The sequence below is a fragment of the Pseudomonas sp. Q12-87 genome, assembly GCF_001269755.1.
In the GTDB taxonomy this organism is placed as follows: domain Bacteria; phylum Pseudomonadota; class Gammaproteobacteria; order Pseudomonadales; family Pseudomonadaceae; genus Aquipseudomonas; species Aquipseudomonas fluorescens_S.
This window is the reverse complement of sequence record NZ_LHVI01000029.1, coordinates 172,395-194,503: the sequence shown is the minus strand read 5'-3', so window position 1 is coordinate 194,503 and position 22,109 is coordinate 172,395. Positions and strand designations below refer to the sequence as shown.

22 protein-coding genes and 1 tRNA gene are annotated in these 22,109 nt (G+C 60.3%); 9 read left to right on the top strand and 14 right to left on the bottom strand.

Features of this window, described 5'->3' with window-relative positions:
* Positions 1-29: 29 nt before the first annotated feature.
* The 3 genes from AD663_RS22675 to AD663_RS22665 all read left to right on the top strand — a co-directional run bounded on the left by AD663_RS22675 (position 30) and on the right by AD663_RS22665 (position 3,402).
* Positions 30-473, top strand: coding sequence for a DUF3592 domain-containing protein (locus AD663_RS22675; protein WP_033046277.1), 444 nt, complete (start codon positions 30-32; stop codon positions 471-473).
* A gap of 4 nt (positions 474-477) precedes the next feature.
* Positions 478-1,065 carry a hypothetical protein gene (locus tag AD663_RS22670; RefSeq protein ID WP_003185382.1) on the top strand — a complete coding sequence of 196 codons (588 nt, stop codon included), beginning with the start codon at positions 478-480 and terminating at the stop codon, positions 1,063-1,065.
* A 273-nt stretch (positions 1,066-1,338) separates the two neighbouring features.
* Positions 1,339-3,402: a calcium-binding protein gene (locus AD663_RS22665; protein ID WP_053214574.1), complete on the top strand. Its 2,064-nt coding sequence runs from the start codon at positions 1,339-1,341 to the stop codon at positions 3,400-3,402.
* An 89-nt stretch (positions 3,403-3,491) separates the two neighbouring features.
* Here the strand turns inward: AD663_RS22665 and AD663_RS22660 are convergent, their stop codons facing one another.
* The 9 genes from AD663_RS22660 to AD663_RS22620 all read right to left on the bottom strand — a co-directional run bounded on the left by AD663_RS22660 (position 3,492) and on the right by AD663_RS22620 (position 11,827).
* A complete protein-coding gene (locus tag AD663_RS22660) occupies positions 3,492-4,700 on the bottom strand; it encodes an MFS transporter (protein WP_003185378.1) in 1,209 nt (402 codons plus the stop codon).
* Positions 4,701-4,907: 207 nt separating this feature from the next.
* On the bottom strand, positions 4,908-6,008 hold the full coding sequence (ychF, locus tag AD663_RS22655) for a redox-regulated ATPase YchF (protein WP_003185376.1): 1,101 nt from the start codon (positions 6,006-6,008) through the stop codon (positions 4,908-4,910).
* Positions 6,009-6,030: 22 nt separating this feature from the next.
* Positions 6,031-6,615 carry an aminoacyl-tRNA hydrolase gene (gene pth / locus AD663_RS22650; protein ID WP_003185374.1) on the bottom strand — a complete coding sequence of 195 codons (585 nt, stop codon included), beginning with the start codon at positions 6,613-6,615 and terminating at the stop codon, positions 6,031-6,033.
* 166 nt (positions 6,616-6,781) lie between these two features.
* Positions 6,782-7,384: a 50S ribosomal protein L25/general stress protein Ctc gene (locus AD663_RS22645; RefSeq protein WP_003185372.1), complete on the bottom strand. Its 603-nt coding sequence runs from the start codon at positions 7,382-7,384 to the stop codon at positions 6,782-6,784.
* 142 nt (positions 7,385-7,526) lie between these two features.
* Positions 7,527-8,468 (bottom strand): ribose-phosphate pyrophosphokinase, encoded by a 942-nt coding sequence (locus tag AD663_RS22640; RefSeq protein WP_003171603.1) that lies wholly within the window; start codon positions 8,466-8,468, stop codon positions 7,527-7,529.
* A gap of 47 nt (positions 8,469-8,515) precedes the next feature.
* A tRNA-Gln gene (locus tag AD663_RS22635) sits at positions 8,516-8,590 on the bottom strand.
* A 37-nt stretch (positions 8,591-8,627) separates the two neighbouring features.
* Complete coding sequence (gene ispE, locus AD663_RS22630; protein WP_053214573.1) at positions 8,628-9,479, bottom strand: 4-(cytidine 5'-diphospho)-2-C-methyl-D-erythritol kinase; 852 nt, start codon at positions 9,477-9,479, stop codon at positions 8,628-8,630.
* A 1-nt stretch (position 9,480) separates the two neighbouring features.
* Positions 9,481-10,098, bottom strand: coding sequence for a lipoprotein insertase outer membrane protein LolB (gene lolB, locus AD663_RS22625; protein ID WP_003185367.1), 618 nt, complete (start codon positions 10,096-10,098; stop codon positions 9,481-9,483).
* A gap of 4 nt (positions 10,099-10,102) precedes the next feature.
* Positions 10,103-11,827 (bottom strand): tetratricopeptide repeat protein, encoded by a 1,725-nt coding sequence (locus AD663_RS22620; protein WP_053214572.1) that lies wholly within the window; start codon positions 11,825-11,827, stop codon positions 10,103-10,105.
* A gap of 172 nt (positions 11,828-11,999) precedes the next feature.
* Between AD663_RS22620 and hemA the strand changes: the two genes are divergently transcribed.
* From hemA to AD663_RS22590, 6 genes are all read left to right on the top strand, one after another.
* Positions 12,000-13,289, top strand: coding sequence for a glutamyl-tRNA reductase (gene hemA / locus AD663_RS22615; protein ID WP_003185360.1), 1,290 nt, complete (start codon positions 12,000-12,002; stop codon positions 13,287-13,289).
* A complete protein-coding gene (gene prfA / locus AD663_RS22610) occupies positions 13,286-14,368 on the top strand; it encodes a peptide chain release factor 1 (protein ID WP_003185358.1) in 1,083 nt (360 codons plus the stop codon). The genes hemA and prfA overlap by 4 nt, the downstream gene beginning before the upstream one ends.
* A 14-nt stretch (positions 14,369-14,382) precedes the next feature.
* Positions 14,383-15,213 carry a peptide chain release factor N(5)-glutamine methyltransferase gene (gene prmC / locus AD663_RS22605; protein ID WP_003185356.1) on the top strand — a complete coding sequence of 277 codons (831 nt, stop codon included), beginning with the start codon at positions 14,383-14,385 and terminating at the stop codon, positions 15,211-15,213.
* Positions 15,207-15,962, top strand: a complete 756-nt coding sequence (locus AD663_RS22600; RefSeq protein WP_003185354.1) for a molybdopterin-synthase adenylyltransferase MoeB — start codon at positions 15,207-15,209, stop codon at positions 15,960-15,962. Before prmC ends, AD663_RS22600 begins: the two co-directional genes overlap by 7 nt.
* Positions 15,955-16,746, top strand: a complete 792-nt coding sequence (murI, locus tag AD663_RS22595) for a glutamate racemase (RefSeq protein WP_003185352.1) — start codon at positions 15,955-15,957, stop codon at positions 16,744-16,746. The genes AD663_RS22600 and murI overlap by 8 nt, the downstream gene beginning before the upstream one ends.
* Before the next feature lie 114 nt (positions 16,747-16,860).
* On the top strand, positions 16,861-17,379 hold the full coding sequence (locus tag AD663_RS22590) for an acyloxyacyl hydrolase (RefSeq protein ID WP_003185350.1): 519 nt from the start codon (positions 16,861-16,863) through the stop codon (positions 17,377-17,379).
* Positions 17,380-17,427: 48 nt separating this feature from the next.
* Here the strand turns inward: AD663_RS22590 and AD663_RS22585 are convergent, their stop codons facing one another.
* The 5 genes from AD663_RS22585 to AD663_RS22565 all read right to left on the bottom strand — a co-directional run bounded on the left by AD663_RS22585 (position 17,428) and on the right by AD663_RS22565 (position 22,019).
* A complete protein-coding gene (locus AD663_RS22585) occupies positions 17,428-17,733 on the bottom strand; it encodes a YkgJ family cysteine cluster protein (protein ID WP_003185348.1) in 306 nt (101 codons plus the stop codon).
* 27 nt (positions 17,734-17,760) lie between these two features.
* Complete coding sequence (locus tag AD663_RS22580) at positions 17,761-18,534, bottom strand: SDR family oxidoreductase (protein ID WP_053214571.1); 774 nt, start codon at positions 18,532-18,534, stop codon at positions 17,761-17,763.
* A gap of 120 nt (positions 18,535-18,654) precedes the next feature.
* Positions 18,655-20,106, bottom strand: coding sequence for a deoxyribodipyrimidine photo-lyase (gene phrB, locus AD663_RS22575; protein WP_053214570.1), 1,452 nt, complete (start codon positions 20,104-20,106; stop codon positions 18,655-18,657).
* 12 nt (positions 20,107-20,118) lie between these two features.
* Entirely contained in the window at positions 20,119-21,057 is a 939-nt protein-coding gene (locus tag AD663_RS22570) for a MerR family transcriptional regulator (RefSeq protein WP_053214569.1), read from the bottom strand.
* Positions 21,057-22,019, bottom strand: coding sequence for a DUF523 and DUF1722 domain-containing protein (locus AD663_RS22565; RefSeq protein ID WP_053214568.1), 963 nt, complete (start codon positions 22,017-22,019; stop codon positions 21,057-21,059). Before AD663_RS22565 ends, AD663_RS22570 begins: the two co-directional genes overlap by 1 nt.
* Between the last annotated feature and the right edge of the window lie 90 nt (positions 22,020-22,109).

The following is a 22,109-nucleotide window of genomic DNA, read 5'->3' as shown; positions in this document are numbered from 1 at the left end:
CTTTTTCATGGACGAATACCGAGACAGTCATGGCCAACGACACCCCGTCACACCTCGGGAAACTATTGCTGGGCGTGCTTTTTGCCCTGATCGGTATCGGCTTGTTGGGCATTGCCCTCAACCTCACGCTGGACCGACGCGACTTCCTGACTCACGCACAGACCGCCGATGGCTCTGTCAGCCATTTGAATGCCGGCGGTTCGCATCCTGAAATCGCCTTCACCACCGGCACTGGCGAAAATATCTCTTATCCCCAAGGCGGCTTGATCTTCGGCTATCAACAGGGCCAGTCGGTCCGCGTGCATTACTTGCCAGAGCAACCGGCCGGCACAGCTGTCGTCGATGATGCGGGGGCACTGTGGGGGCCTTCCGGGCTGCTGGGATGCCTTGGCCTGTTGTTTACCTTCGCCGGTCTGGCAAAAGCCATTCGCCATCGCGGTCACGGTGCGGTTCATTCACATAAAGGACTTTGAACGTATGAGCTTCAACATTCCCCTGCCGGTCAACGAAAGTCGCTGGCAGTACCAGACCGCCAGCGGCGGCGGCCTGACCGTGGTCATGGTGGCGGGCAGTGGCGGCTCGATCATCCTGCGTTCCCCCCAAGGCGAGGACGTCAGCTACCGCTACGGCGGCGTTGGGGTGGGGGCTGGATTCGGCGCGCGGCTGCCGCGTTTCGGCAAGATCAATATCCAGGTCAAGGGCAAGAGCGTCGGAGCAGCCGGTGCGGCAGAGGCTTTTCCGAGCTTCGGCAAGGTGTTTGTCAGCGATGCCTTGGCCAGTCGCGACCTGACCAGCGATGACATCACCGGGCCGTGCATGTACACCGAGGTGGCAGGTGGCCTGGTGGTCGGCGCTTCAGCCACGGCGCTGTTGTTCGGGCTCGATCCCAAGTTGCTGGCGTTGTCGGTGGCCTTGAGTGCCAACCCGGCCACTTCGTTGATTGCGTCCACCACGGTCAACCGGCAGTTGGCGAAATCGGCCAAGGGGGCGCTGGTCATGGCTGGCATGAACGCTGGCCTGCAGGCGGGCGGGGGTGGTGCGATCTACATTGGGTACCTGTTCTAGCCAGGCGTTAGAACACGCCCGACAACTAGCACCCATGAAAAAGCCGCGAATTATCGCGGCTTTTTCATGGCGGTAACGTTACATATTTAATAGAAGTTAGCTGAGCTGCGTAACTAAAGAAGCGGTGATGCGCATGTTCCTTAGTTCAATAGCGAAGCCAAGCGGCAATAACAAACCATTGGTCGATCTCTGTCCGCTTCAACGATAGTGAGGCGTGCAAATCCTTACTGCTCTACTAAAGTGACGGATCCAAACCTGTTAAAGGATTAACCCATGGCAACTACCGATAACACGATGGCAAGTACCCATACCGTGAGGACTGGGCCGGGCACTGTCCAAGTCGATCTCACCGGCCAGTTCGATGATAACCAGAGCATCATTATCCAGCCGGACGGCAAGGTATTGGTCGCCGGCTATACCGAGTACCTGGCATGGGGATACCCCGGGGCGCCAGGCGAGGAAAGCTACGGCTACGAACAGAACTACTCCGTGATCCGCCTCAACGCCGATGGCAGTCTGGACACCAGCTTCCATGAAGGTGGCGTCGACATCATACCGACCACGACAGCCCCAGAGTCGCGCTACGAGCTGACGGCGGTGCAGCCCGATGGCAAGATGCTTGTCGCCATAGCGCTCAATACCGACGTACGAGTGGAGCGTTTCAACAGCGACGGGACGCGTGACACAACCTTTGGCCAAAACGGCGCTGTTACAGTCAACATTAACCATGAGTTCAAGGACATCGACCTGACGGCCAACACGGACGGCACATTTCAGGTCAGCGCCCGCGGGTTTGACCAGGCGTCAGTGACCAAGATCGACAATGACGGCACTTACGTCGATGGCTTTGGCGACGATGGCGTTCTGACCGTCAGCATCCCCACCGACGAGTTCTACAACGGAAGTATCTCCACGGCGGTGCAGGCCGATGGAGGCGTTGTAGTCGGGGCTGCCTACAATGCCGCCGGCATCGGTGACCCGACTTACGCCCTGCAGCGCTTCAACCCCGACGGTCAGTTGGACCCCCGTTTCGGTGATGACGGAGTCCTTCACTTGAGCTCCGCCATGGGGTTTGGCGAAGACTCAGTGGTCACCGTGCAGGCTGACGGCAAGATCATCGTGATGGGCCATGGCGGCGGCGATACCTTGACGACCGTGGCACGGCTCAACGCCGACGGTTCGTTTGACTCCAGCTTTGGCGCTGATGGCAGGGTGACCTTCGAGGCTGGCACGCCGGTGGCTTTGACGATACAAGCCGATGGCAAGATTCTCGCCGCCGGCACGAACAGCGGGGATTTCAGTGTCATCCGCTTGAACGCGGATGGCAGTGTGGATTCCAGCTTCGGCAGCCAGGACGGCAAGCTCCATGTGGACGGATACGCCGGTGCGGAAATCCTGCTGGGTAGCGATGCCGCTGAAATCATCCACGGTTTGGCGGGGGATGATGTGCTCCAGGGCAACGGCGGGCGCGACGTCCTGCAAGGTGGCGCTGGCGCGGATATCTTGCGCTTTACTGAATTGGGCGACAGCTTCCGCACCGCTACGCAAAACAACAGCGACCGAGTCCAGGACTTCGACGTTTCCCAGGACCGGATTGACCTGATTGCCCTGGGCTTCACCGGCATTGGCAACGGCCATGACGGCACCTTGGCAATCTCGGCCAGCGAAGACGGTACTCGCACCTACCTCAAGAGCTACGATGCGGATGCCTCTGGACAACGGTTTGAACTGGTCTTGGATGGCAACCTGGTTGGGCAGTTGGACAGCAGCAACCTGGTCTTCACCGCGCCGACCATTGAAGGCTCGTCTGGCAAAGAGACGATTACCGGTTCTGCGCTGTCGGAAGTCATCTATGGCCTGGACGGCAATGACTTCATCAATGGCGGCGCTGGCGCTGATGTCATCATAGGCGGCGCAGGTGCCGACCGCCTCAACGGTGGAGACAGGGCGGACATCTCGCTTTGGACCGATAACCACCAAAACGACGATGTGTTCCGCTACCTCTCCACCGAGGACAGCTACCGTACTGACAGCCAGAGCTTCAGCGACCTGATCGAAGGCTTCACGGTTGACGACAGGATCGATGTATCGACCCTGGGCTATACCGGCTTCGGAGACGGTACGGGCACGACGCTGGAGATGGTTTACAACCAGGATCTGGACCGCACTTATCTGAGGGATGCAGAAGCAGACGCACAAGGCCATTGGTTCCAGATTGCGCTGGCTGGGGACTGGCGGGAGAACCTTAGCGAAGACGACATGGTCTTTGCGCCCGACCAGGAGGTGGGGCTGATTGGGGTGGCCCCAGAGGTTGATCCGGGGCATCTATTAACCTGACGGCTAGATGCGAAGTCGCGTGGCAGGCAGTCGTTGCCACGCGATGGACCAGATCGCAGTCGTGGCTCACTGCTGATCCGCAATGCACATCAATGGTAGGTAATCTCGTGATTGGTTGCAGATGAGGCCCGTAATGTACGCAGCCCGTTGAGCACAATCAGCACCATGATCAGCCCCGCGACAATCGCGACACCGAACCCCGCCTGCGCGCCATAGGCGTCGGTGACCAGGCCTGCCAATACGCCACCGAGCGCTACGCCGATACTGACGCCGGTCGACATCCACGTAAATCCTTCAGTGATCCTGGATGGCGGAACAATCATCGTACCGAGATTCATGATGACGACCATCGTTGGTGCAAACGCCATACCTGCCACGAACAGCATCCCGGAAAGAACGTAGACGTCTGGTGAAAAAATGGGCAACGCAGCAGTGACTGCCATGACCAGCGCCCCGATGAAAAACTGCTGGTCAATCGGTATGGACAGTCTTGAAGCGCCAAACGTGAGGCCCGCGATCAGTGAACCGAGGGCATAGGCGGCCAAGATGAAACTGGCAGATGCCGGCCAGCCTTGTGCATTGGCGAAGGCGACAACCGCCACATCGACTGATCCGCCAATCACACCCATCGCCAATAGCGCCAGCACAATGGTTGGAACGCCGGGAATCAGCAAGGTCGACCCCGCGCGCTTTCCTGTGCTCACGACCACCTTCGGTTCTGTCTGCCGCTGCATAAGAAACGCCGCCACGCCGACCACCTGCAACAAGACTGCGACCAGCGGCCCGGCTTGAGGGAAAAAACCGACACTCAAACCGATGGCAAGCGGTGGACCGATAACGAAGGCCAGTTCAGTTATCACTGTGTCCAGGGAAAAGGCGGTGTGTAGCAGTGGCTTGCCACGGAAAAGCTGCATCCAGCGTGCCCTTATCATGGCGGGCATGCTTGGCATCGTGCCCGCCAATGCCGCAAGAATAAACAACAGCGTGGCGGGAGCGCTCAGGTACACGGCAACGATCAACGCGAGCAGCATGCTGATACTGAAGGCTGCCAACGGGGGCAGAACCTGGCGCTGTCCTCGCCGGTCGACAAGTTTCGACACGTGTGGACCGATAAGCGCAGTCACCAGGGTATAAGTACCGGCGACCGCGCCTGCCAGCCAATAAAGTCCTGTCTGCTGAACCAACATGGTGATGATGCCTATGCCGATCATTGCCTGTGGCAGGCGGGCAATAGCGCTCGTGATTACTAACCCGATGGCGCCCGGGGCGGAGAAAAGTTCGCGGTAGGGGTTTGCCATGATGCTTCCTTTATCATGTGGCGCTGGCCGGACACCACGGTACACGTCACTGCCGTTCAAGCAAGCGCAGGCTAGGGGATCGGGCGACGGATTGATGTCGGACGGTTCTGAAATTGCAATGAAATGCCTTAACGCAAAAAAGCCCCGCATCGCGGGGCGATAGCGGGGCTTTTTGAACGCTGCGTCGAAGCGGTGCAGCAGGGCGGCTTAGACGTTGAAGCGGAAGTGCATCACGTCGCCGTCCTTGACGATGTATTCCTTGCCTTCCAGGCGCCATTTGCCAGCTTCCTTGGCGCCGGCTTCGCCTTTGTACTGGATGAAATCCGAGTAGGCGATGACTTCGGCACGGATGAAACCTTTTTCGAAGTCGGTGTGGATAACGCCGGCGGCTTGCGGCGCGGTAGCGCCAACGCGGACGGTCCAGGCGCGGACTTCTTCGACACCGGCGGTGAAATAGGTCTGCAGGTGGAGCATTTCGTAGCCAGCGCGGATTACGCGGTTCAGGCCAGGCTCTTCCAGGCCCAGGGCCTCGAGGAACATGTCTTTTTCTTCGCCATCGTCCAGCTCGGCGATTTCCGCTTCGATCTTGTTGCAGACCGGAACGACCATGGCACCTTCTTCTTCGGCGATGGCCTTGACCACGTCCAGGTGCGGGTTGTTCTCGAAACCGTCTTCAGCGACGTTGGCGATGTACATGACCGGTTTGGTGGTCAGCAGATGGAAGCCCTTGATCACCAGCTTCTCATCGGTACCCATGTTCTTCATCAGGCTGCGTGCAGGCTTGCCTTCGGTGAAGTGGGCAATCAGCTGCTCCAAAAGGCCTTTCTGGACGACGGCGTCCTTGTCGCCACCCTTGGCGTTGCGGGCGACTTTCTGCAGTTGCTTCTCGCAGCTGTCGAGGTCGGCGAAAATCAGTTCCAGGTCGATGATCTCGATGTCGCGCTTCGGGTCGACGCTGTTGGAAACGTGAATCACGTTCTCGTCTTCGAAGCAGCGCACCACGTGGGCAATGGCATCGGTTTCGCGGATGTTGGCCAGGAACTTGTTGCCCAGGCCTTCGCCTTTCGACGCGCCCGCCACCAGCCCTGCGATGTCGACGAATTCCATGGTGGTCGGCAGGATGCGCTTGGGGTTGACGATAGCTGCCAGTGCGTCCAGGCGTGGATCCGGCATCGGCACGATACCGCTGTTCGGCTCGATGGTGCAGAAGGGGAAGTTTTCGGCCGCGATACCGGATTTGGTCAGGGCGTTGAATAGGGTGGACTTGCCGACGTTAGGCAGGCCGACGATGCCGCAATTGAATCCCATGGTGTTTCCCCTCGGATAAGTGTCAGGCCTTCTGGCTGTGCAGGTTTTTCATCGCACGGTTCCATTCACCGGCGAGGATATCCGGCAGCACGCCGAGGGCAAAGTCGATGCTGGCATCGAGTTTTTCCTGTTCGGCGCGAGGCGCACGACCCAGGACAAAGTTTGAGACCATACTGGCAACGCCCGGGTGGCCGATGCCGAGCCGCAGGCGGTGAAAGGTATTCTGATTGCCCAGCTGCGCGATGATGTCGCGCAACCCGTTATGACCGCCATGGCCGCCGCCCTGCTTGAGCTTGGCAACGCCCGGAGGCAGGTCGAGTTCGTCATGGGCCACCAGGATTTCTTCCGGCTTGATGCGAAAGAAACCGGCGAGTGCCGCCACGGCTTGGCCGCTGCGGTTCATGTAGGTGGTGGGAATCAACAGACGAACATCCTGACCTTGATGCGAGAAGCGTCCGGTCAGGCCGAAATATTTGCGATCGGCCGCCAGGCTGACGCCTTGTGCGTGCGCGATGCGCTCAACAAAAAGGGCCCCTGCGTTATGCCGGGTCTGTTCGTATTCAGCGCCTGGATTTCCCAGGCCAACGATCAGTTTGATGGCAGTCACGATAGGGGCCCTTCCTGGAGTGTGGATAACAAAGTCGCAATCAGGCGGTGTTGCGACAGCGGACAAAAATGGCGGATCTACCGTTAAGTAAACTTCGCGTTCTCGCCCGCTGTCTCGCTACGTTCCAGTCCGCGATGTTTCCGGTCACTCCGGCGACAGAGTGAAATTACTCTGCAGCGCCTTCTTCGGTAGCTTCTGGAGCAACACGTGGAGCGTGGACGTTGGCAACAGCCTTGTCATCGCCGTGTGCCAGAGCAACAAACTCAACGCCTTTAGGAGCCTTGAGGTCGGACAGGTGAATGATCGTGCCGACTTCGGCGTCAGCCAGGTCGACTTCGATGAATTCAGGCAGGTCTTTCGGCAGGCAGGAAACTTCGATTTCCGAAGTCACGTGCGAGATTTCGCCGCCTTTCTTGACCGGAGCAGCTTCGTTGATGAAGTGCACTGGAACAACAGCAGTCAGCTTCTGACCGGCAACAACGCGGACGAAGTCAGCGTGCATCACGTGGCCTTTGGCCGGGTGACGCTGCAGGGCTTTGATCACGACGTTTTGCTTGGTGCCGCCAACGTTCAGCTCGATGATGTGGCTGTAGGCCGCTTCGTTTTCGAGCAGTTTGGCAACTTCTTTGGCCAGCATGCTGATGGACTCAGGGGCTTTCTCGCCACCGTAGACTACAGCTGGAACCAGGCTTGCGAGACGACGCAGGCGGCGGCTCGCACCTTTCCCCAGGTCGGAACGCACTTCAGCATTCAGAGTAAAATCGTTCATGTTGTATCTCCAAAATAGCCATGACCGAGTGGCGTTTGCGACCAGCGCCAGGCACGGTATGGGCAAAAAAGCCCCGCCCCGGCAGTGAATGCCGGGGCGGGGCGCTTTTCGTCAATGAGATGTCACGGGAAGGGCAGGGCCCTTAGCGGAACATCGCACTGATCGATTCTTCATTGCTGATGCGGCGAACCGCTTCGGCAACAACCGGTGCGATATCCAACTGACGGATACGCGCACAGGCTTGTGCTGCAGCGGACAGCGGGATGGTGTTAGTGACCACCAGCTCGTCCAGCACGGAATTTTCAATGTTTTCGATCGCTCGACCCGACAGCACAGGGTGTGTGCAGTAGGCAAAGACCTTGGCAGCGCCATGCTCTTTCAGGGCCTTGGCCGCGTGGCACAAGGTGCCGGCGGTATCGACCATGTCGTCGACCAGAATACAGGTACGCCCTTCGACGTCGCCGATGATATGCATCACTTCGGAGTGATTGGCTTTCTCACGACGCTTGTCGATGATACCCAGATCCACGCCCAGGGATTTGGCAACGGCCCGTGCACGCACAACGCCGCCAATGTCCGGGGACACGATCATCAGGTTTTCGAAGCGCTGATCTTCAATGTCATCCACCAAAACTGGGGAGCCGTAGATGTTATCTACCGGAATATCGAAGAAGCCCTGAATCTGGTCAGCATGCAGATCAACCGTGAGGACACGGTCGATGCCGACTACGGTGAGCATATCAGCGACGACTTTCGCGCTGATTGCCACGCGTGCGGAACGCGGACGGCGATCCTGACGGGCATAACCAAAGTAAGGAATAACAGCAGTGATACGAGTTGCTGAGGAGCGGCGGAAGGCATCAGCCATCACGACGAGTTCCATCAGGTTATCGTTGGTCGGAGCGCAAGTCGGCTGAATAATGAAGACGTCTTTACCGCGAACGTTTTCATTGATCTCGGCAGTGATTTCGCCGTCGGAAAACTTACCGACAGAAATGTCACCGAGCGGGATATGCAGCTGACGTACGACACGTCGAGCCAGATCGGGGTTGGCGTTCCCCGTAAAGACCATCATCTTGGACACGCGCAGTACCTGAAGGCTGAGGGTATACCTGGATGAGTATAGGAAAATGGCAGGGGCGGCTGGATTCGAACCAACGCATGGCAGGATCAAAACCTGCTGCCTTACCGCTTGGCGACGCCCCTGTATCTGTTGCTGCGAGTGCCCAGCACTCGATTCCGTTTAGAGCAGACTTTGAAGCTTGCGATGCAACATCGAAACGTTGCTTCCTTTTGCTACAAACCCTGTAAGGGTCTCTGTCAGAAGGGCCGAGACTTTATCAGCTTCAGCTTTGCTTGGGAAGCCCCCAAACACACAACTTCCAGTTCCGGTGAGTTTTGCTTCGGTAAATTTACCTAACAAATTCAATGCGTTACGAACATCTGGATAACGCCTTGCTACCACCGGTAAGCAGTCATTTCGACTGTTTCCCTTGGGAACGGGGCGCACTTTAATGGGAGGAGAGTTACGTGTCAACAGTGGATCTGAAAAAATTTCTGCTGTACTTACAGATACTTGCGGCACCAGCACCAGGTACCAGGGTTCTTCGGGTTCTACCGGGGTGAGTTTTTCCCCGACTCCCTCGGCGAAAGCCGCGTGGCCACGCACGAAAACCGGCACATCGGCACCCAGCGTCAGGCCCAGGGCCGCGAGGCGATCCATGTCCCAGCCAAGTTGCCAAAGGTGATTGAGTCCCAATAAAGTCGTCGCCGCATTCGAGCTGCCACCGCCGATCCCGCCACCCATGGGCAGAATTTTCTCGATCCAGATGTCGATGCCCTGCGTGCACCCGGATTGCTCCTGGAGTTTTTTTGCCGCCTTGACGATCAGGTTGCTGTCGTGGGGAACACCCTGGAACTCGGTGTGCAGGTGAATCTCGCCGTCGTGACGCACGGCAAAGGTAATTTCGTCGCCGTAGTCCAGGAACTGAAAAATCGTCTGCAACTCGTGATAGCCGTCCGGACGACGACCGAGGATGTGCAGCATCAGGTTGAGCTTGGCCGGGGAGGGCAAGCTCAGGCGTGGAGCGGTCATGTCATTGCCCCAGCTTGCGCGGCTGCCATTGCTTGATCACCAGGGTGACGTCAAGGTTGCTGCCGTGCAGCTTGATGCGCTCGGGCAGCCAATAGCCGTTCTGCTGGGCATAGCTGAGGTATTCGATCTGCCAGTCATCCTGCTCCAGGTTCGACAGGCGACTGTCGGCGTCGAGGGTCAGGCGGCTCTTGCTGTCCGGCGCCGGCAGCCCGCGAATCCACCAGTTCAGGTGCGATACTGGCAATTTCCAACCCAGTTGTTCTTCCAGCAACGCTTCCGGGGTGGGCGCCTCGTAGCGGCCCTGGTTGGCGACCTCCAGCGAGACCTGTCCCGGCCGGCCGGTGAGGCGTGCCGCGCCGCGACCGAGCGGGCCGGAGAGGCGAATGTCGTAGTAATCCTGGCGCTGCAGCCAGAACAGCGTGCCGCTGCCCGAATCCTTGGGTGCGCGTATGCCGATCTTGCCGTCGATTTGCCAGCCATCCAGGCCGCTCAGTTGCGCCTTATGCTCGCGCCACTGGACTTGGTTGCCCTGGCCCTGGACGGATTCACGGGCGCCGAAGCCCGCGCAACCGGCGAGCAAGGCGATGAAGCTGAAGACGATGAAATGGCGCAAAAACATAATCTTAAAGAGTCTCGGATCCGGTCAGGCGTTTGATAGTGCTGCGCAAAAGGGGGCTGTCGGGCTGATCCTTGAGGAATTGGCTCCAGATTTGCCGGGCTTCGCGCTGTTTGCCGTTGGCCCACAGGACTTCGCCCAGGTGAGCGGCGACTTCCTGGTCGGGGAAACGCTCCAGGGCTTGTCGCAACAGGCGTTCGGCCTCGTCGAGATTGCCCAGGCGGAAATTCACCCAGCCGAGGCTGTCGAGTACGGCCGGATCTTCCGGGTTGATCTGGTGGGCCTGTTCGATCAGCGCCTTGGCTTCGTCGTAGCGAGTGGTGCGATCCGACAAGGTATAGCCAAGTGCATTGAGGGCCATGGCGTTGTCCGGATCGCGCTGGATGATCAGGCGCAGGTCTTTCTCCATCTGGGCCAGGTCATTGCGTTTTTCCGCCAGCATTGCGCGGGTATACAGCAGGTTCAGGTCATCCGGGTATTGTTTCAAGGCTTGTTGCAGGACATTCCAGGCTTTGTCGCCCTGCTTGTTGGCTGACAGGGTTTCGGCCTCGATCAGGTACAGCTGGATGCCGTAGTCCGGTTGGGAATCACGCTGCACGGCGAGACGACTCTGGGCCTCGGCCGTCTTGCCGTTGCTGATCAGGATATCGGCCTGGCGCAATTGCGCCGGCAGGTAGTCATTGCCCGGCCCGACCTGGGCGTACTCGATCAGCGCGCTCTCCGGGTCGTTGCGTTCTTCGGCAATGCGCCCGAGATTCAAGTGGGCCGAGTCGACGTGGCTGTCCCGAGCGATCAAGTCTTCCAGATAACCCTTGGCCTCGTCCCAGGCCTTGGCTTCCAGGCACACCAGTGCCAGGGAATAACGCAGCTCGTCGTCTTCCGGGTATTGTTGGACCAGGCTGGAAAACTCCACCTTGGCGTCGTCCATGCGGTTGTTTTCTACCAGCATGCGGGCGTAGGTCAGGCGCAGGCGCTTGTCGTCCGGGTACTTCTTGATGCTTTTTTCCAACAGCGGCAGGGCTTCGTCGCCACGGTCCAGGCCTTGCAGCAGACGGGCGCGCAGCAGGATCGGCGCTACCTCACCGGCTTCCGGCGGGTTGTTTTCCAGCAGGGTAAGGGCGCCCTGGGTGTCGCCGTCCTGTTGCAGCAGCAAAGCCTTGCCGAAAATCAGCTGGCTGTTGTTCGGATGACGCTGCAACAGGCGATCGAAGCTTTTCATCAGCCCGTTGCGGGTTTCCTGGTCGGTGTCGGCGGCGGACAGCGCAAGGAAATCGAAGTGGGTGTCGCCCTTGCCCAGCAGGACCTTCTCCATATAGGTCATGGAATCGTCGTAGCGCCCGGCCCGCGCCAGTTGCACGGCAGCGGCGCGCTGCGCTTCGAGGTCGTCCGGGGCATTTCTGGCCCAGATCAGCGCCGTATCCAGCGCAGGCTGGTCGGCCCCCAGGTATTCGGCGATGCGAAACGCCCGCTCGGAGATGCCCGGGTCCTGGGTATTGATGGCCTGGGTCACGTAGTTATCCAGCGCAATGTCGAAGCGATTGCGCTGGCCCGCCAGTTCGGCGCTCAACAGGCTGAAGATGGTTTCTTCGCTGAACGAGCCGTAGACCTTGGGTTTTTCAGGGGCCTGCGCGCTGTCTTCGACCGGCGGCGTACCGTCCGTCGAAACGGGAGCCATGGACTGGCAGCCACTGAGCAAGGCAAGAGCGAGGAGCAACGCGGAAGATCTATTCATATAGGAAGAGGACGACTAACCTGCGGTCGGATCATCATGACACAAGCCTTCCGTCAAACATAACCGCCCCGTCGATTTACCATGCAGGGCAAGGCGATAGAGATCGAGTGGTTGTTCTGGATCTGGCGAAGTAGGACAATTGCCGGCTTCACGTCACTATCAGCGACCTTGAATGGCCTTCCTTGCACTTGGTATTAACCACAAGACTGCTTCAGTAGACGTCCGCGAGCGCGTGGCCTTTACGCCTGAGCAGCTGGTTGAGGCCCTGCAGCAGCTCTGCCGACTTACCGACAGCCGCGAAGCTGCGATCCTCTCCACCTGCAACCGCAGCGAGCTATATATAGAACAGGATCACGTTTCGGCCGATTCGGTACTGCGCTGGCTGGCGGAGTATCACAGCCTGAGCCTTGAAGAGCTGCGCGCCAGTGCCTATGTGCATGAGGATGATGCGGCCGTTCGTCACATGATGCGCGTCGCCTCCGGGCTCGACTCGCTGGTGCTGGGCGAGCCGCAGATTCTCGGCCAGATGAAATCGGCCTATGCCGTGGCCCGCGAGGCGGGCACCGTCGGTCCGCTGCTGGGGCGGCTGTTCCAGGCCACGTTCAACGCCGCCAAGCAGGTGCGCACCGACACCGCCATCGGCGAAAACCCGGTGTCCGTGGCGTTTGCCGCCGTCAGCCTGGCGAAGCAGATTTTCAGTGATCTGCAACGCAGCCAGGCGCTGCTGATCGGTGCCGGCGAAACCATTACCCTGGTTGCGCGCCATCTGCACGACCTGGGCGTGAAGCGCATCGTTGTCGCCAACCGGACCCTGGAGCGCGCCAGCACCCTGGCCGAACAATTCGGTGCCCACGCGGTGCTGCTGTCGGACATCCCGGCCGAGCTGGTGCACAGCGACATCGTCATCAGCTCCACCGCCAGCCAGTTGCCAATCCTTGGCAAGGGCGCGGTGGAAAGCGCCCTGAAGCTGCGCAAGCACAAGCCGATCTTCATGGTGGACATCGCCGTTCCCCGTGACATCGAGCCGGAAGTCGGCGAGCTGGACGACGTTTATCTCTACAGCGTCGATGACCTGCACGAAGTCGTCGCCGAGAACCTCAAGAGTCGACAAGGCGCAGCCCAGGCGGCGGAAGAGATGATCACCGTCGGCGCCGACGATTTCATGGTGCGCCTGCGCGAACTGGCGGCCGTGGATGTGCTCAAGGCGTATCGTCAGCAAAGCGAGCGCCTGCGCGACGAAGAATTGCAAAAGGCCCAGCGCCTGCTGGCCAACGGCGGCAATGCCGAAGAGGTGCTGGCGCAATTGGCCCGCGGCCTGACCAACAAATTGCTCCACGCTCCCAGTGTCCAGCTCAAGAAGCTGACCGCCGAGGGCCGTCTTGACGCGCTGGCCATGGCTCAAGAATTGTTTGCCCTCGGTGAGGGTTCACCGGATAGCTTTTCGGATAAAAAACCGCAATGAAAGCGTCACTGCTCAATAAACTGGACATTCTCCAGGACCGTTTCGAAGAACTGACCGCGTTACTGGGCGATGGCGAAGTCATTAGCGACCAGAATAAATTCCGCACGTATTCCAAGGAGTACGCGGAAGTCGAGCCGATTGTCGCCGCGTATAAACAGCTGCTCAAAGTGCAGGACGACCTCGAAGGTGCCCAGGCGCTGCTCAAGGACAGCGATCCGGACATGCGCGAAATGGCCGTGGAGGAAGTCCGCGAAGCCAAGGAGCAATTGGTTGAACTGGAAAGCAGCCTGCAGCGCATGCTCCTGCCCAAGGACCCGAACGACGGGCGCAACGTGTTCCTCGAAATCCGCGCTGGCACCGGCGGCGACGAGGCGGCGATTTTCTCCGGCGACCTGTTCCGCATGTATTCGCGTTACGCCGAGCGTCGCGGCTGGCGGGTGGAGATCCTGTCGGAGAACGAAGGCGAGCACGGCGGCTATAAAGAAGTCATTGCCCGGGTCGAGGGCGACAATGTCTACGGCAAGCTGAAATTCGAATCCGGCGCCCACCGCGTTCAGCGTGTGCCGGCCACCGAATCCCAGGGTCGTATCCACACCTCGGCCTGCACCGTGGCGGTATTGCCCGAGCCGGACGAACAGGAAGCCATCGAGATCAACCCGGCGGACCTGCGGGTTGACACCTACCGTTCCTCCGGCGCCGGCGGCCAGCACGTCAACAAGACCGACTCGGCCATCCGCATCACTCACTTGCCTTCGGGCATCGTGGTGGAGTGCCAGGAAGAACGCTCCCAGCACAAGAACCGCGCGCGGGCCATGGCCTGGCTGTCGGCCAAGCTCAATGACCAGCAGACCAGCGCCGCCGCCAACGCCATTGCCAGCGAGCGCAAATTGCTGGTGGGCTCGGGCGACCGCTCCGAACGAATCCGTACCTACAACTTCGCCCAAGGGCGAGTCACCGACCACCGCGTCAACCTGACCCTGTATTCCCTCGACGAAATTCTCGCCGGGGGGGTCGATGCGGTCATCGAGCCGCTGCTGGCCGAATACCAGGCCGACCAGTTGGCTGCGATTGGCGAGTAAGCACAGGTGAAAAAATGACCATCATCGCCAGTCTGTTACGCGCCGCCGAGCTTCCCGATTCGCCCACGCCACGGCTGGATGCCGAGTTGCTGCTGGCGGCTGCGCTGGGCAAGTCCCGCAGTTTCCTGCATACCTGGCCCGAGCGGATTGTGCCGAGCGAGGCGGCGCTGCTGTTCTCCGAATCCCTGCGTCGCCGCCGCTCCGGCGAGCCGGTGGCCTATATCCTCGGGCAGCAGGGCTTCTGGAAACTCGACCTGGAAGTCGCGCCCCATACGCTGATCCCGCGTCCCGATACTGAGCTGTTGGTTGAAACCGCACTGGCCTTGTTGCCCGCCACGCCGGCCAGAGTTCTCGACCTAGGCACCGGCAGCGGTGCGATTGCCTTGGCATTGGCCAGCGAACGCCCGGCCTGGAAGGTCACGGCGGTCGACCGTGTGCTGGAAGCGGTGGCCTTGGCCGAACGCAATCGCCAGCGCCTGGACCTGCGCAACGTCACGGTGCTGAGCAGCCACTGGTTCAGCGCGCTGGAGGGCGAGCGTTTCGAGCTGATCATCAGCAACCCACCCTACATTGCCGCAACCGATCCGCACCTGGCTGAAGGCGATGTGCGTTTCGAACCGGCCAGTGCCCTGGTTGCCGGCCAGGATGGGCTCGATGACCTGCGCCAGATCATTGCCCAGGCACCGGCTCACCTCGAGCCGGGCGGATGGCTGATGCTCGAGCATGGATACGATCAGGCCGAGGCGGTGCGTGACCAGCTGCAAACCCAGGGTTTTGCCGAAGTCCACAGTCGCAAGGATCTTGGCGGCCATGAGCGGATCAGCCTGGGGTGCCTGCCGTGCTGAACGATCAGGAGCTGTTGCGCTATAGCCGGCAGATTCTGTTGCAGCACGTCGACATCGACGGCCAATTGCGCCTCAAGCGAAGCCGTGTATTGATTGTCGGCCTCGGCGGTCTCGGCGCCCCGGTGGCGTTGTACCTGGCCGCCGCCGGCGTTGGCGAACTGCACCTGGCGGACTTCGACACGGTCGACCTGACCAACCTGCAACGCCAGATCATCCACGACACCGACAGCGTCGGCCTGAGCAAGGTCGATTCGGCGATGCGGCGCCTGACGGCGATCAATCCCGACATTCGTTTGGTTCCCCACCCGACGGCCATGGACGAAGACAGCCTGGCTGCCGTGGTCGCGACGGTGGACGTGGTGCTGGACTGTTCCGACAATTTCTCGACCCGCGAAGCGGTGAACGCGGCGTGTGTCATGGCCGGCAAACCGCTGGTCAGCGGTGCGGCGATTCGCCTGGAAGGGCAGTTGTCGGTGTTCGATCCGCGCCGCGCCGAAAGCCCTTGCTACCACTGTCTCTACGGCCATGGCAGCGACGCCGAGCTGACGTGCAGCGAAGCCGGCGTGCTCGGGCCGTTGGTGGGGTTGGTGGGCAGCCTGCAGGCCCTCGAAGCCTTGAAGCTGTTGGTCGGTTTTGGTGAGCCGCTGGTGGGGCGCCTGTTGTTGATCGACGCCCTGGGCACACGGTTCCGTGAGCTGCGGGTCAAGCGCGATCCGGGTTGCAGCGTCTGTGGTCGCCCACATGAGTGAAGCCCCGGTCGGCGTGTTCGATTCAGGTGTCGGCGGGCTGTCGGTGCTCGGGGAGATCCGCCAACTGATGCCCAACGAGTCGCTGCTCTACGTTGCCGACTGTGGGCATATTCCTTATGGCGAGAAAACCCCGGATTACATCCGCCAGCGCTGCGCGGTCATCGCCGACTTTTTCCAGCGCCAAGGGGCGAAGGCCTTGGTGGTCGCTTGCAATACGGCGACGGTGGCCGGGGTCGCCGATCTGCGGCGTGATTACCCCCACTGGCCCATCGTCGGCATGGAACCGGCGGTCAAGCCCGCCGCCGCCGCCACCCGTAGCGGTATTGTCGGTGTGCTGGCCACTACCGGTACGTTGCAGAGCGCCAAGTTCGCTGCTTTGCTCGATCGATTCGCTACTGATGTGCGAGTGATCACTCAGCCGTGTCCGGGACTTGTGGAGTTGATCGAGGCGGGTGACCTGCACAGCCCGGCCTTGCATCATTTGCTGCAAGGCTACGTCGAGCCCTTGCTGGCTGCCGGCTGCGACACGCTGATCCTGGGCTGCACGCATTACCCCTTCCTCAAGCCGCTGCTCAAGGACATGATCCCGGCGCACATCAGCCTGATCGACACTGGGGCCGCCGTGGCGCGGCAACTGCAACGCCTGTTGGCCGAGCGGGCGCTGTTGGCTGGCGGCCCCGCCCGCGATACGCAGTTCTGGAGTAGCGCTGACCCGATACATTTCGGAAAAATCCTACCGACGCTATGGCATTCTTCCGGCGTTGTGCGAAGCTTTGGTCTGTAAAAAAAACGTGAAAAATCTGTAAAACGGGGTGAACTTCTGTTTTGGCGCAGATTTCTATAGCTTTGTCTGTCTGTAACAAAATTAATTAAATCTGTTCGGGAAAGGATGTTTCTAATGAAGCGCTTATTCTGCTTTGCCGCGCTTGCGGCTGCGTTGCTGGGGCACACTTATACTGCGCAGGCAGCGGGTGTGGAGTTTGGGGTGGGCCAGACCAGCGATTCGACGATGACTTATCGCCTGGGCATGCAGTTCGATTGGGACAAAAGTTGGTGGCAGACCGACGTCGGTCGTCTGACCGGCTACTGGAGCGGCGCGTACACCTATTGGGAGGGGGACGAAACCTCCAGCAACCACAGCTTGTCGTTCTCGCCTGTGTTTGTGTATGAATTTTCCGGTCAGAATGTAAAACCTTACGTTGAAGCTGGTGTTGGCGTGGCGTTGTTTGCCAATACCGAAGTGGAATCCAACAAGTTGGGTACGGCGTTCCAGTTCGAAGACCGCATCGGTTTCGGCCTGCGCTTCAACGGCGGCCATGAAGTGGGTATTCGCGCGACTCACTACTCCAACGCCGGCATCAAGTCGACCAACGACGGTGTGGAAAGCTACGCGCTGCACTACACAATGCCGTTGTAATACCCCAACAATTGTGGGAGCGGGCAAGCTCGCTCCCACATGTTTTTACTACCGATACGCCGTCGCAATTCCCCGGCGTTCTTCAATGCATTCCGGCGCACCCATTTCGAATTCCCGGCAGATCAGCGGGCGTTTTTCGTAGATGGTGCAGAGCATGCTGTCGCGGTCCAGCGCCGCGCACCAGCCATCGTCCAGCCGGAGCATGACTTCCCCACCCCAATCATCCGTGTCGATGAAACGCTCCGGTACGCCGGTGTCGGTGATCAGCATCACTTCCAGCTGGCAACAGCACGCCGCGCATGTCGAGCAGGTGACAGCTGGCGTGACGATTTCATGGAGGGGGATGGTTTTCATGGCCAGCAGTGTAAGGCAATCGGCAGCTCAGGGTTGTCCCTTGATCGAATAACCCTTATTTGCCTGGCATGAGTCGACGTACGTTGATGGGGTTTCGGCCGACGAAGGCAAGGGCCAGAGCACGGCTACGGATGCGATGGGGAGTGCCATTTCTGGCGGGCGCTCGGCGAGGCGGCCCAGGACATGCTGCGCCGCTTCGGCCGCCGACCAGTGAACCGGCGCGGATAGACAATCATCGGCGCCCGACGGTGGACTATCGAAACCCGGGTGTACCAGCGTGACATCGATGCCCTCGGCGGCCAGTTCCAGGCGGGTCGATGCGAACAGATGGTGCATGCCGCCGCCAGTCGCTTCGGCTCGGGACGGCGGCAGGTAAGTTGCCGGGCTGGCAATGCCCACCAGATGAGGTTTGCTCCCGGCACGCAACAAGGGCTTGGCCACTTCGATGCAGAAGCTGGCGGCCAGTAGGTTGCTGCGCACGATATGCTCGATCATCGTGTGGCCCGCATGGTTCTCGTCGGTGTATTCCGTTGTTCCGGCGTTGAGGATGACCTCGTCCAGGGAACCCCACAGCCGGGCAATCTGCTCGCCGATTTCACGTACGGTCTGGCTGTCGGTCAGATCTCCGGGCACCGCCAGCACTTGTCCCGGATAACGGGCCGAAAGGGCTTCGCACGCTTGGATCGAGCGGGTACTGACGGCCAGGCGCGCGCCGGTCTTGAGTATCGCTTCGGCCAGGGAAGCGCCGATTCCATTGCCGACGCCGGTGAGCCAATAGCGTCGTGGCAGTTCTAGACCCATACCAACTTCCCCCTCCATCTGGCGATGCTTTGGTGCGCAGCTACTGGAGTTCCCGCGATGAGTAGGACTATAGGGACAACGGACCCATCATGCATCCCGAGCCGCGACATTTCGTGTGCGCTAATCGCCCGTCTCGTGTGCGGCTACGTCCTGCCGCGCCGGCAGGTTTCTGAACGCTGCCAGCGCGCGCGCCCTTGACTGGCCGAGATCGACAATCGGCGCAGGATAGTCCAAGGCACCGAACAAGCCGCCCTGGGTATTTGGGCTATGGACCTGCTGCTTCTCCAGGTCGTTCAGTTCAGGTAGCCAGCGTTTGATGAACAGGCCCTCGCGGTCAAATTTCTCCGACTGGCTCAGCGGGTTGAATATCCGGAACCAAGGCGCCGAGTCTGTGCCGGTGGAAGCACTCCACTGCCATCCGCCATTGTTGGCAGCCAAATCGCCGTCGATCAGGTGCTGCATGAAGAAGCGCTCGCCTTCACGCCAATCGACCAACAGATTCTTGGTCAGGAACATCGCCACCACCATCCGCAAGCGGTTATGCATCCAACCGGCCTCCAACAACTGACGCATGGCCGCGTCGATAATCGGCAGGCCAGTGCGCGCTTGTTTCCAAGCCTCGAGCTCTGCGGGAGCCTTGCGCCACGCCAGTGCCTCGGTTTCCGGACGGAAGGCGCGGTGGCGTGACACGCGCGGATAGCCCACAAGGATATGTTTATAGAACTCGCGCCAAAGCAATTCATTGACCCAGGTCACAGTACCGACACATCCGCTTTCGAATTCACCCTGATTGGCTTGCAACGCTGCATGCAGGCACTGGCGCGGCGAGACGACGCCGGCCGCCAAATAGGCCGAGAGCTGGCTGGTCCCGGGCCTGGCGGGAAAGTCGCGTTCGCTCTGGTAGGCATCGATGTGCTGGTCGACGAATGTATCCAGGCGCCGCCGGGCTTCGGTTTCGCCGGCGGGCCAGAGGTCGCGTAGCGCCTCACTGGGAGTGGCGAAGCCGTCGATCTGTCCCGGCACCGGATCGCTGGCCAGGCCGGTGGGGGCCTGTCGCCCTGGCGTGGCGACCAGGCTTGGCAGCGAGAAGTGCAGGTGGCTGTAGCAGACCTTGCGGAACTGGCTGAAGACCTGGAAATAATTTCCGGTCTTGGTCAGCACGCTGCCGGGCTTGAACAGCAATTGGTCCAGGTAGCTATGAAAGCCCAGGCCCTGGCTCTTCAGGGCCTGGGCAACCTCGGCGTCGCGACGGGTTTCATTGAAGCCATACTCTTCGTTGACATGAACGGCGCTGATATTCAGTTCGCGGCATAGCGTCAGCAGCACGTGTGGCGCCTGCTGCCAATGCGGCGCGTCGCGGATCAGCAGTGGGATGTTCAGTTTCTCCAGGGCCGCTCTCAACGATGCGAGGTTGCGCAGCCAGAAGTCGATCTTGCAGGGGGCGTCGTCGTGGGCGCGCCATTGTTGCGGGCTCGTCAGGTACACCGCCACGCAGGGGCCCTGGGCTGCGGCTGCTGCCAGGGCGGTGTTGTCGCGCAGGCGCAAGTCGCTGCGCAGCCAGATCAGTTGCAAGCTGTTATCCCTCTAAAGAAGTTCTCTGCGGCTCAGTTCACGATGAGCCGATAGCGGGTCTTCGGCCCAGGACACATCGATCATCGAAACGCCTGTGGATATCCGGGCGTGGTGGATCGACGCGGCCGGGCCGGCGATGATGATCGGGCAGTCGACACCTCCCAGTAGCTTGGGCAGTTGCGACAGGTTGATGGCGTTGCTTGAGTACAGCAGGACACCCCGGGCCTTGAGCCGTTCGACCGCCAGGGCCAGTTCACCTGCCGGTATCGGCCCGTCGAACACTTCCACCGGGCAATCGGCGCTGCTGGCCAGCCAGGCCGTGAGCCACAGTCGCGGTTCCAGGGGCATGTCCGAATGGTTGATCAACAGCAATGGCGCACCGCGCAGTTGCCGGTTGTTGTGGTAGATCCGGCTGCCAAACTTGCTGCGCAGCCAGGAATACAAGAAGACCCGTTCCAGCTGTGCCCCGAACTGGCCTTGCCAGCGCACCTGCAACTCGTCCAGCAAGGGCAGCAGCAATTGCTCGCACACGGTCCTGGGCGGGTACAGCGCCATTGCCTGATTGATCAAGTCATCGATCTGACGCTCGGCCAACTCCGTCACCGCCAGCACCAAGGCGTGGCGCTGGCGCTGCCAGGGGTTTTCCAGTGGCTCGGCTGGCGGTTGCGGGGTGTCGAGCAGCGGCTTGATCTTGCTCACGGCCATCCCGCGATTGATCCAGGTGAGGATGTTCTGGATCCGCTGCACATGCTCGGCGTTGAACAGCCGATGGCCCTTGGGGGTGCGGCGCGGCACGATCAAGCCATAACGCCGTTCCCAAGCGCGCAGGGTGATGGCGTTGACGCCGGTCAACCGGGCGACTTCACGTATGGGCAGCCAGCCTTGCGCCAGTGCCTGGGCAAAATCGGCTCCCAGGTCTTCGCTGGCGCTGGAATCGGGTTCGTTCTTCATCAAATGGCGTTTCGCAAGCTGAGGTTCTCCGGGTGCGGTTGCAGGTAGACCTGCTGTGCCAGGTAAGGATCGGGGTGCTGGCGCAAGTGATGCTTGAGCAGCGTCAGCGGCACCACCAGCGGGACGATGCCGAGGCGATACTGGCCGATCAGATGCTGGACTTCCTGTTTGTCTTCAGCGCCGATGGCGCGCTTGAGGTAGCCGCTCAGGTGTTGCAGCACATTGGTGTGAGTGCGGCGCGTGGCGCATTTTTTCAGGGCAGCCATCAGTGCGCTGAAATAGCGCGGGCCCAGCTCATTGGGATCGGCCTTGCCCATGTTGCCGAGCATATTGCCCAGGGTCTTGTATTGGACCGGGTTGTGGGCCATCAACAGGTATTTGTAGCGCGAGTGGAATTGGATGAGGTTGCGGCGGGTCAGGCCCTGGCGGCACAGGTCCTGCCAAGCGGCATAGGCGAATACCCGGGTAAGAAAATTCTCTCTCAGCACCGGGTCGTTGAGGCGACCGTCTTCCTCCACCGGCAGGTCGGGATGGCGTTCGCAGAATGCCTGGGCATAGATACCGCGTCCGCCGCCGTCCTGGGGCACGCTGTTATGGTCGTAGACCTTGACCCGTTCCAGCCCGCAGGACGGTGACTTCTGCATGAAAATGTAGCCACAGATATCGTCCAGCTCGTCGGCCATGCGGCGCCCGTAATCAGCCAGCGGTCGCGTTACGTTGAGGTCGCGGTTCACCGTACCGACGGCTTCAGGGTGATCGGGGTTGCCTACCAGTCGGATAGGTTCGCGAGGAATGCCCAGGCCGATGGCGACTTCGGGACATACCGGCACGAAGTCGAAGTATTCCACCAGGGTACGGCTGCACAGCGGCGATTGCTTATGCCCACCGTTGAAGCGAACTTCAGCACCCATCAGGCAGGCGCTGACGGCGATTTTCGGTTTGGCGACGGTTTCGCTGGGCATAGGCGACCTCTGATAGCAAAATCTTATACAGTTAAGTAATTTTGTATAATATTTTCATCATAGGTCCGAACCCGCACAAGTCAACCGGTT

Bases quoted from the DNA above. Each gene is read 5' to 3' on its own strand.
- AD663_RS22645 (WP_003185372.1), bottom strand. From the start codon at position 7,384: ATGAACGATTTTACTCTGAATGCTGAAGTGCGTTCCGACCTGGGGAAA.
- ispE (WP_053214573.1), bottom strand. From the start codon at position 9,479: ATGACCGCTCCACGCCTGAGCTTGCCCTCCCCGGCCAAGCTCAACCTG.
- AD663_RS22660 (WP_003185378.1), bottom strand. From the start codon at position 4,700: ATGGCAAACCCCTACCGCGAACTTTTCTCCGCCCCGGGCGCCATCGGG.
- prfA (WP_003185358.1), top strand. From the start codon at position 13,286: ATGAAAGCGTCACTGCTCAATAAACTGGACATTCTCCAGGACCGTTTC.
- ychF (WP_003185376.1), bottom strand. From the start codon at position 6,008: ATGGGATTCAATTGCGGCATCGTCGGCCTGCCTAACGTCGGCAAGTCC.
- AD663_RS22675 (WP_033046277.1), top strand. From the start codon at position 30: ATGGCCAACGACACCCCGTCACACCTCGGGAAACTATTGCTGGGCGTG.
- AD663_RS22570 (WP_053214569.1), bottom strand. From the start codon at position 21,057: ATGAAGAACGAACCCGATTCCAGCGCCAGCGAAGACCTGGGAGCCGAT.
- AD663_RS22665 (WP_053214574.1), top strand. From the start codon at position 1,339: ATGGCAACTACCGATAACACGATGGCAAGTACCCATACCGTGAGGACT.
- AD663_RS22585 (WP_003185348.1), bottom strand. From the start codon at position 17,733: ATGAAAACCATCCCCCTCCATGAAATCGTCACGCCAGCTGTCACCTGC.
- lolB (WP_003185367.1), bottom strand. From the start codon at position 10,098: ATGTTTTTGCGCCATTTCATCGTCTTCAGCTTCATCGCCTTGCTCGCC.
- murI (WP_003185352.1), top strand. From the start codon at position 15,955: ATGAGTGAAGCCCCGGTCGGCGTGTTCGATTCAGGTGTCGGCGGGCTG.
- hemA (WP_003185360.1), top strand. From the start codon at position 12,000: ATGGCCTTCCTTGCACTTGGTATTAACCACAAGACTGCTTCAGTAGAC.
- AD663_RS22580 (WP_053214571.1), bottom strand. From the start codon at position 18,534: ATGGGTCTAGAACTGCCACGACGCTATTGGCTCACCGGCGTCGGCAAT.
- AD663_RS22565 (WP_053214568.1), bottom strand. From the start codon at position 22,019: ATGCCCAGCGAAACCGTCGCCAAACCGAAAATCGCCGTCAGCGCCTGC.
- AD663_RS22670 (WP_003185382.1), top strand. From the start codon at position 478: ATGAGCTTCAACATTCCCCTGCCGGTCAACGAAAGTCGCTGGCAGTAC.
- prmC (WP_003185356.1), top strand. From the start codon at position 14,383: ATGACCATCATCGCCAGTCTGTTACGCGCCGCCGAGCTTCCCGATTCG.
- AD663_RS22620 (WP_053214572.1), bottom strand. From the start codon at position 11,827: ATGAATAGATCTTCCGCGTTGCTCCTCGCTCTTGCCTTGCTCAGTGGC.
- AD663_RS22590 (WP_003185350.1), top strand. From the start codon at position 16,861: ATGAAGCGCTTATTCTGCTTTGCCGCGCTTGCGGCTGCGTTGCTGGGG.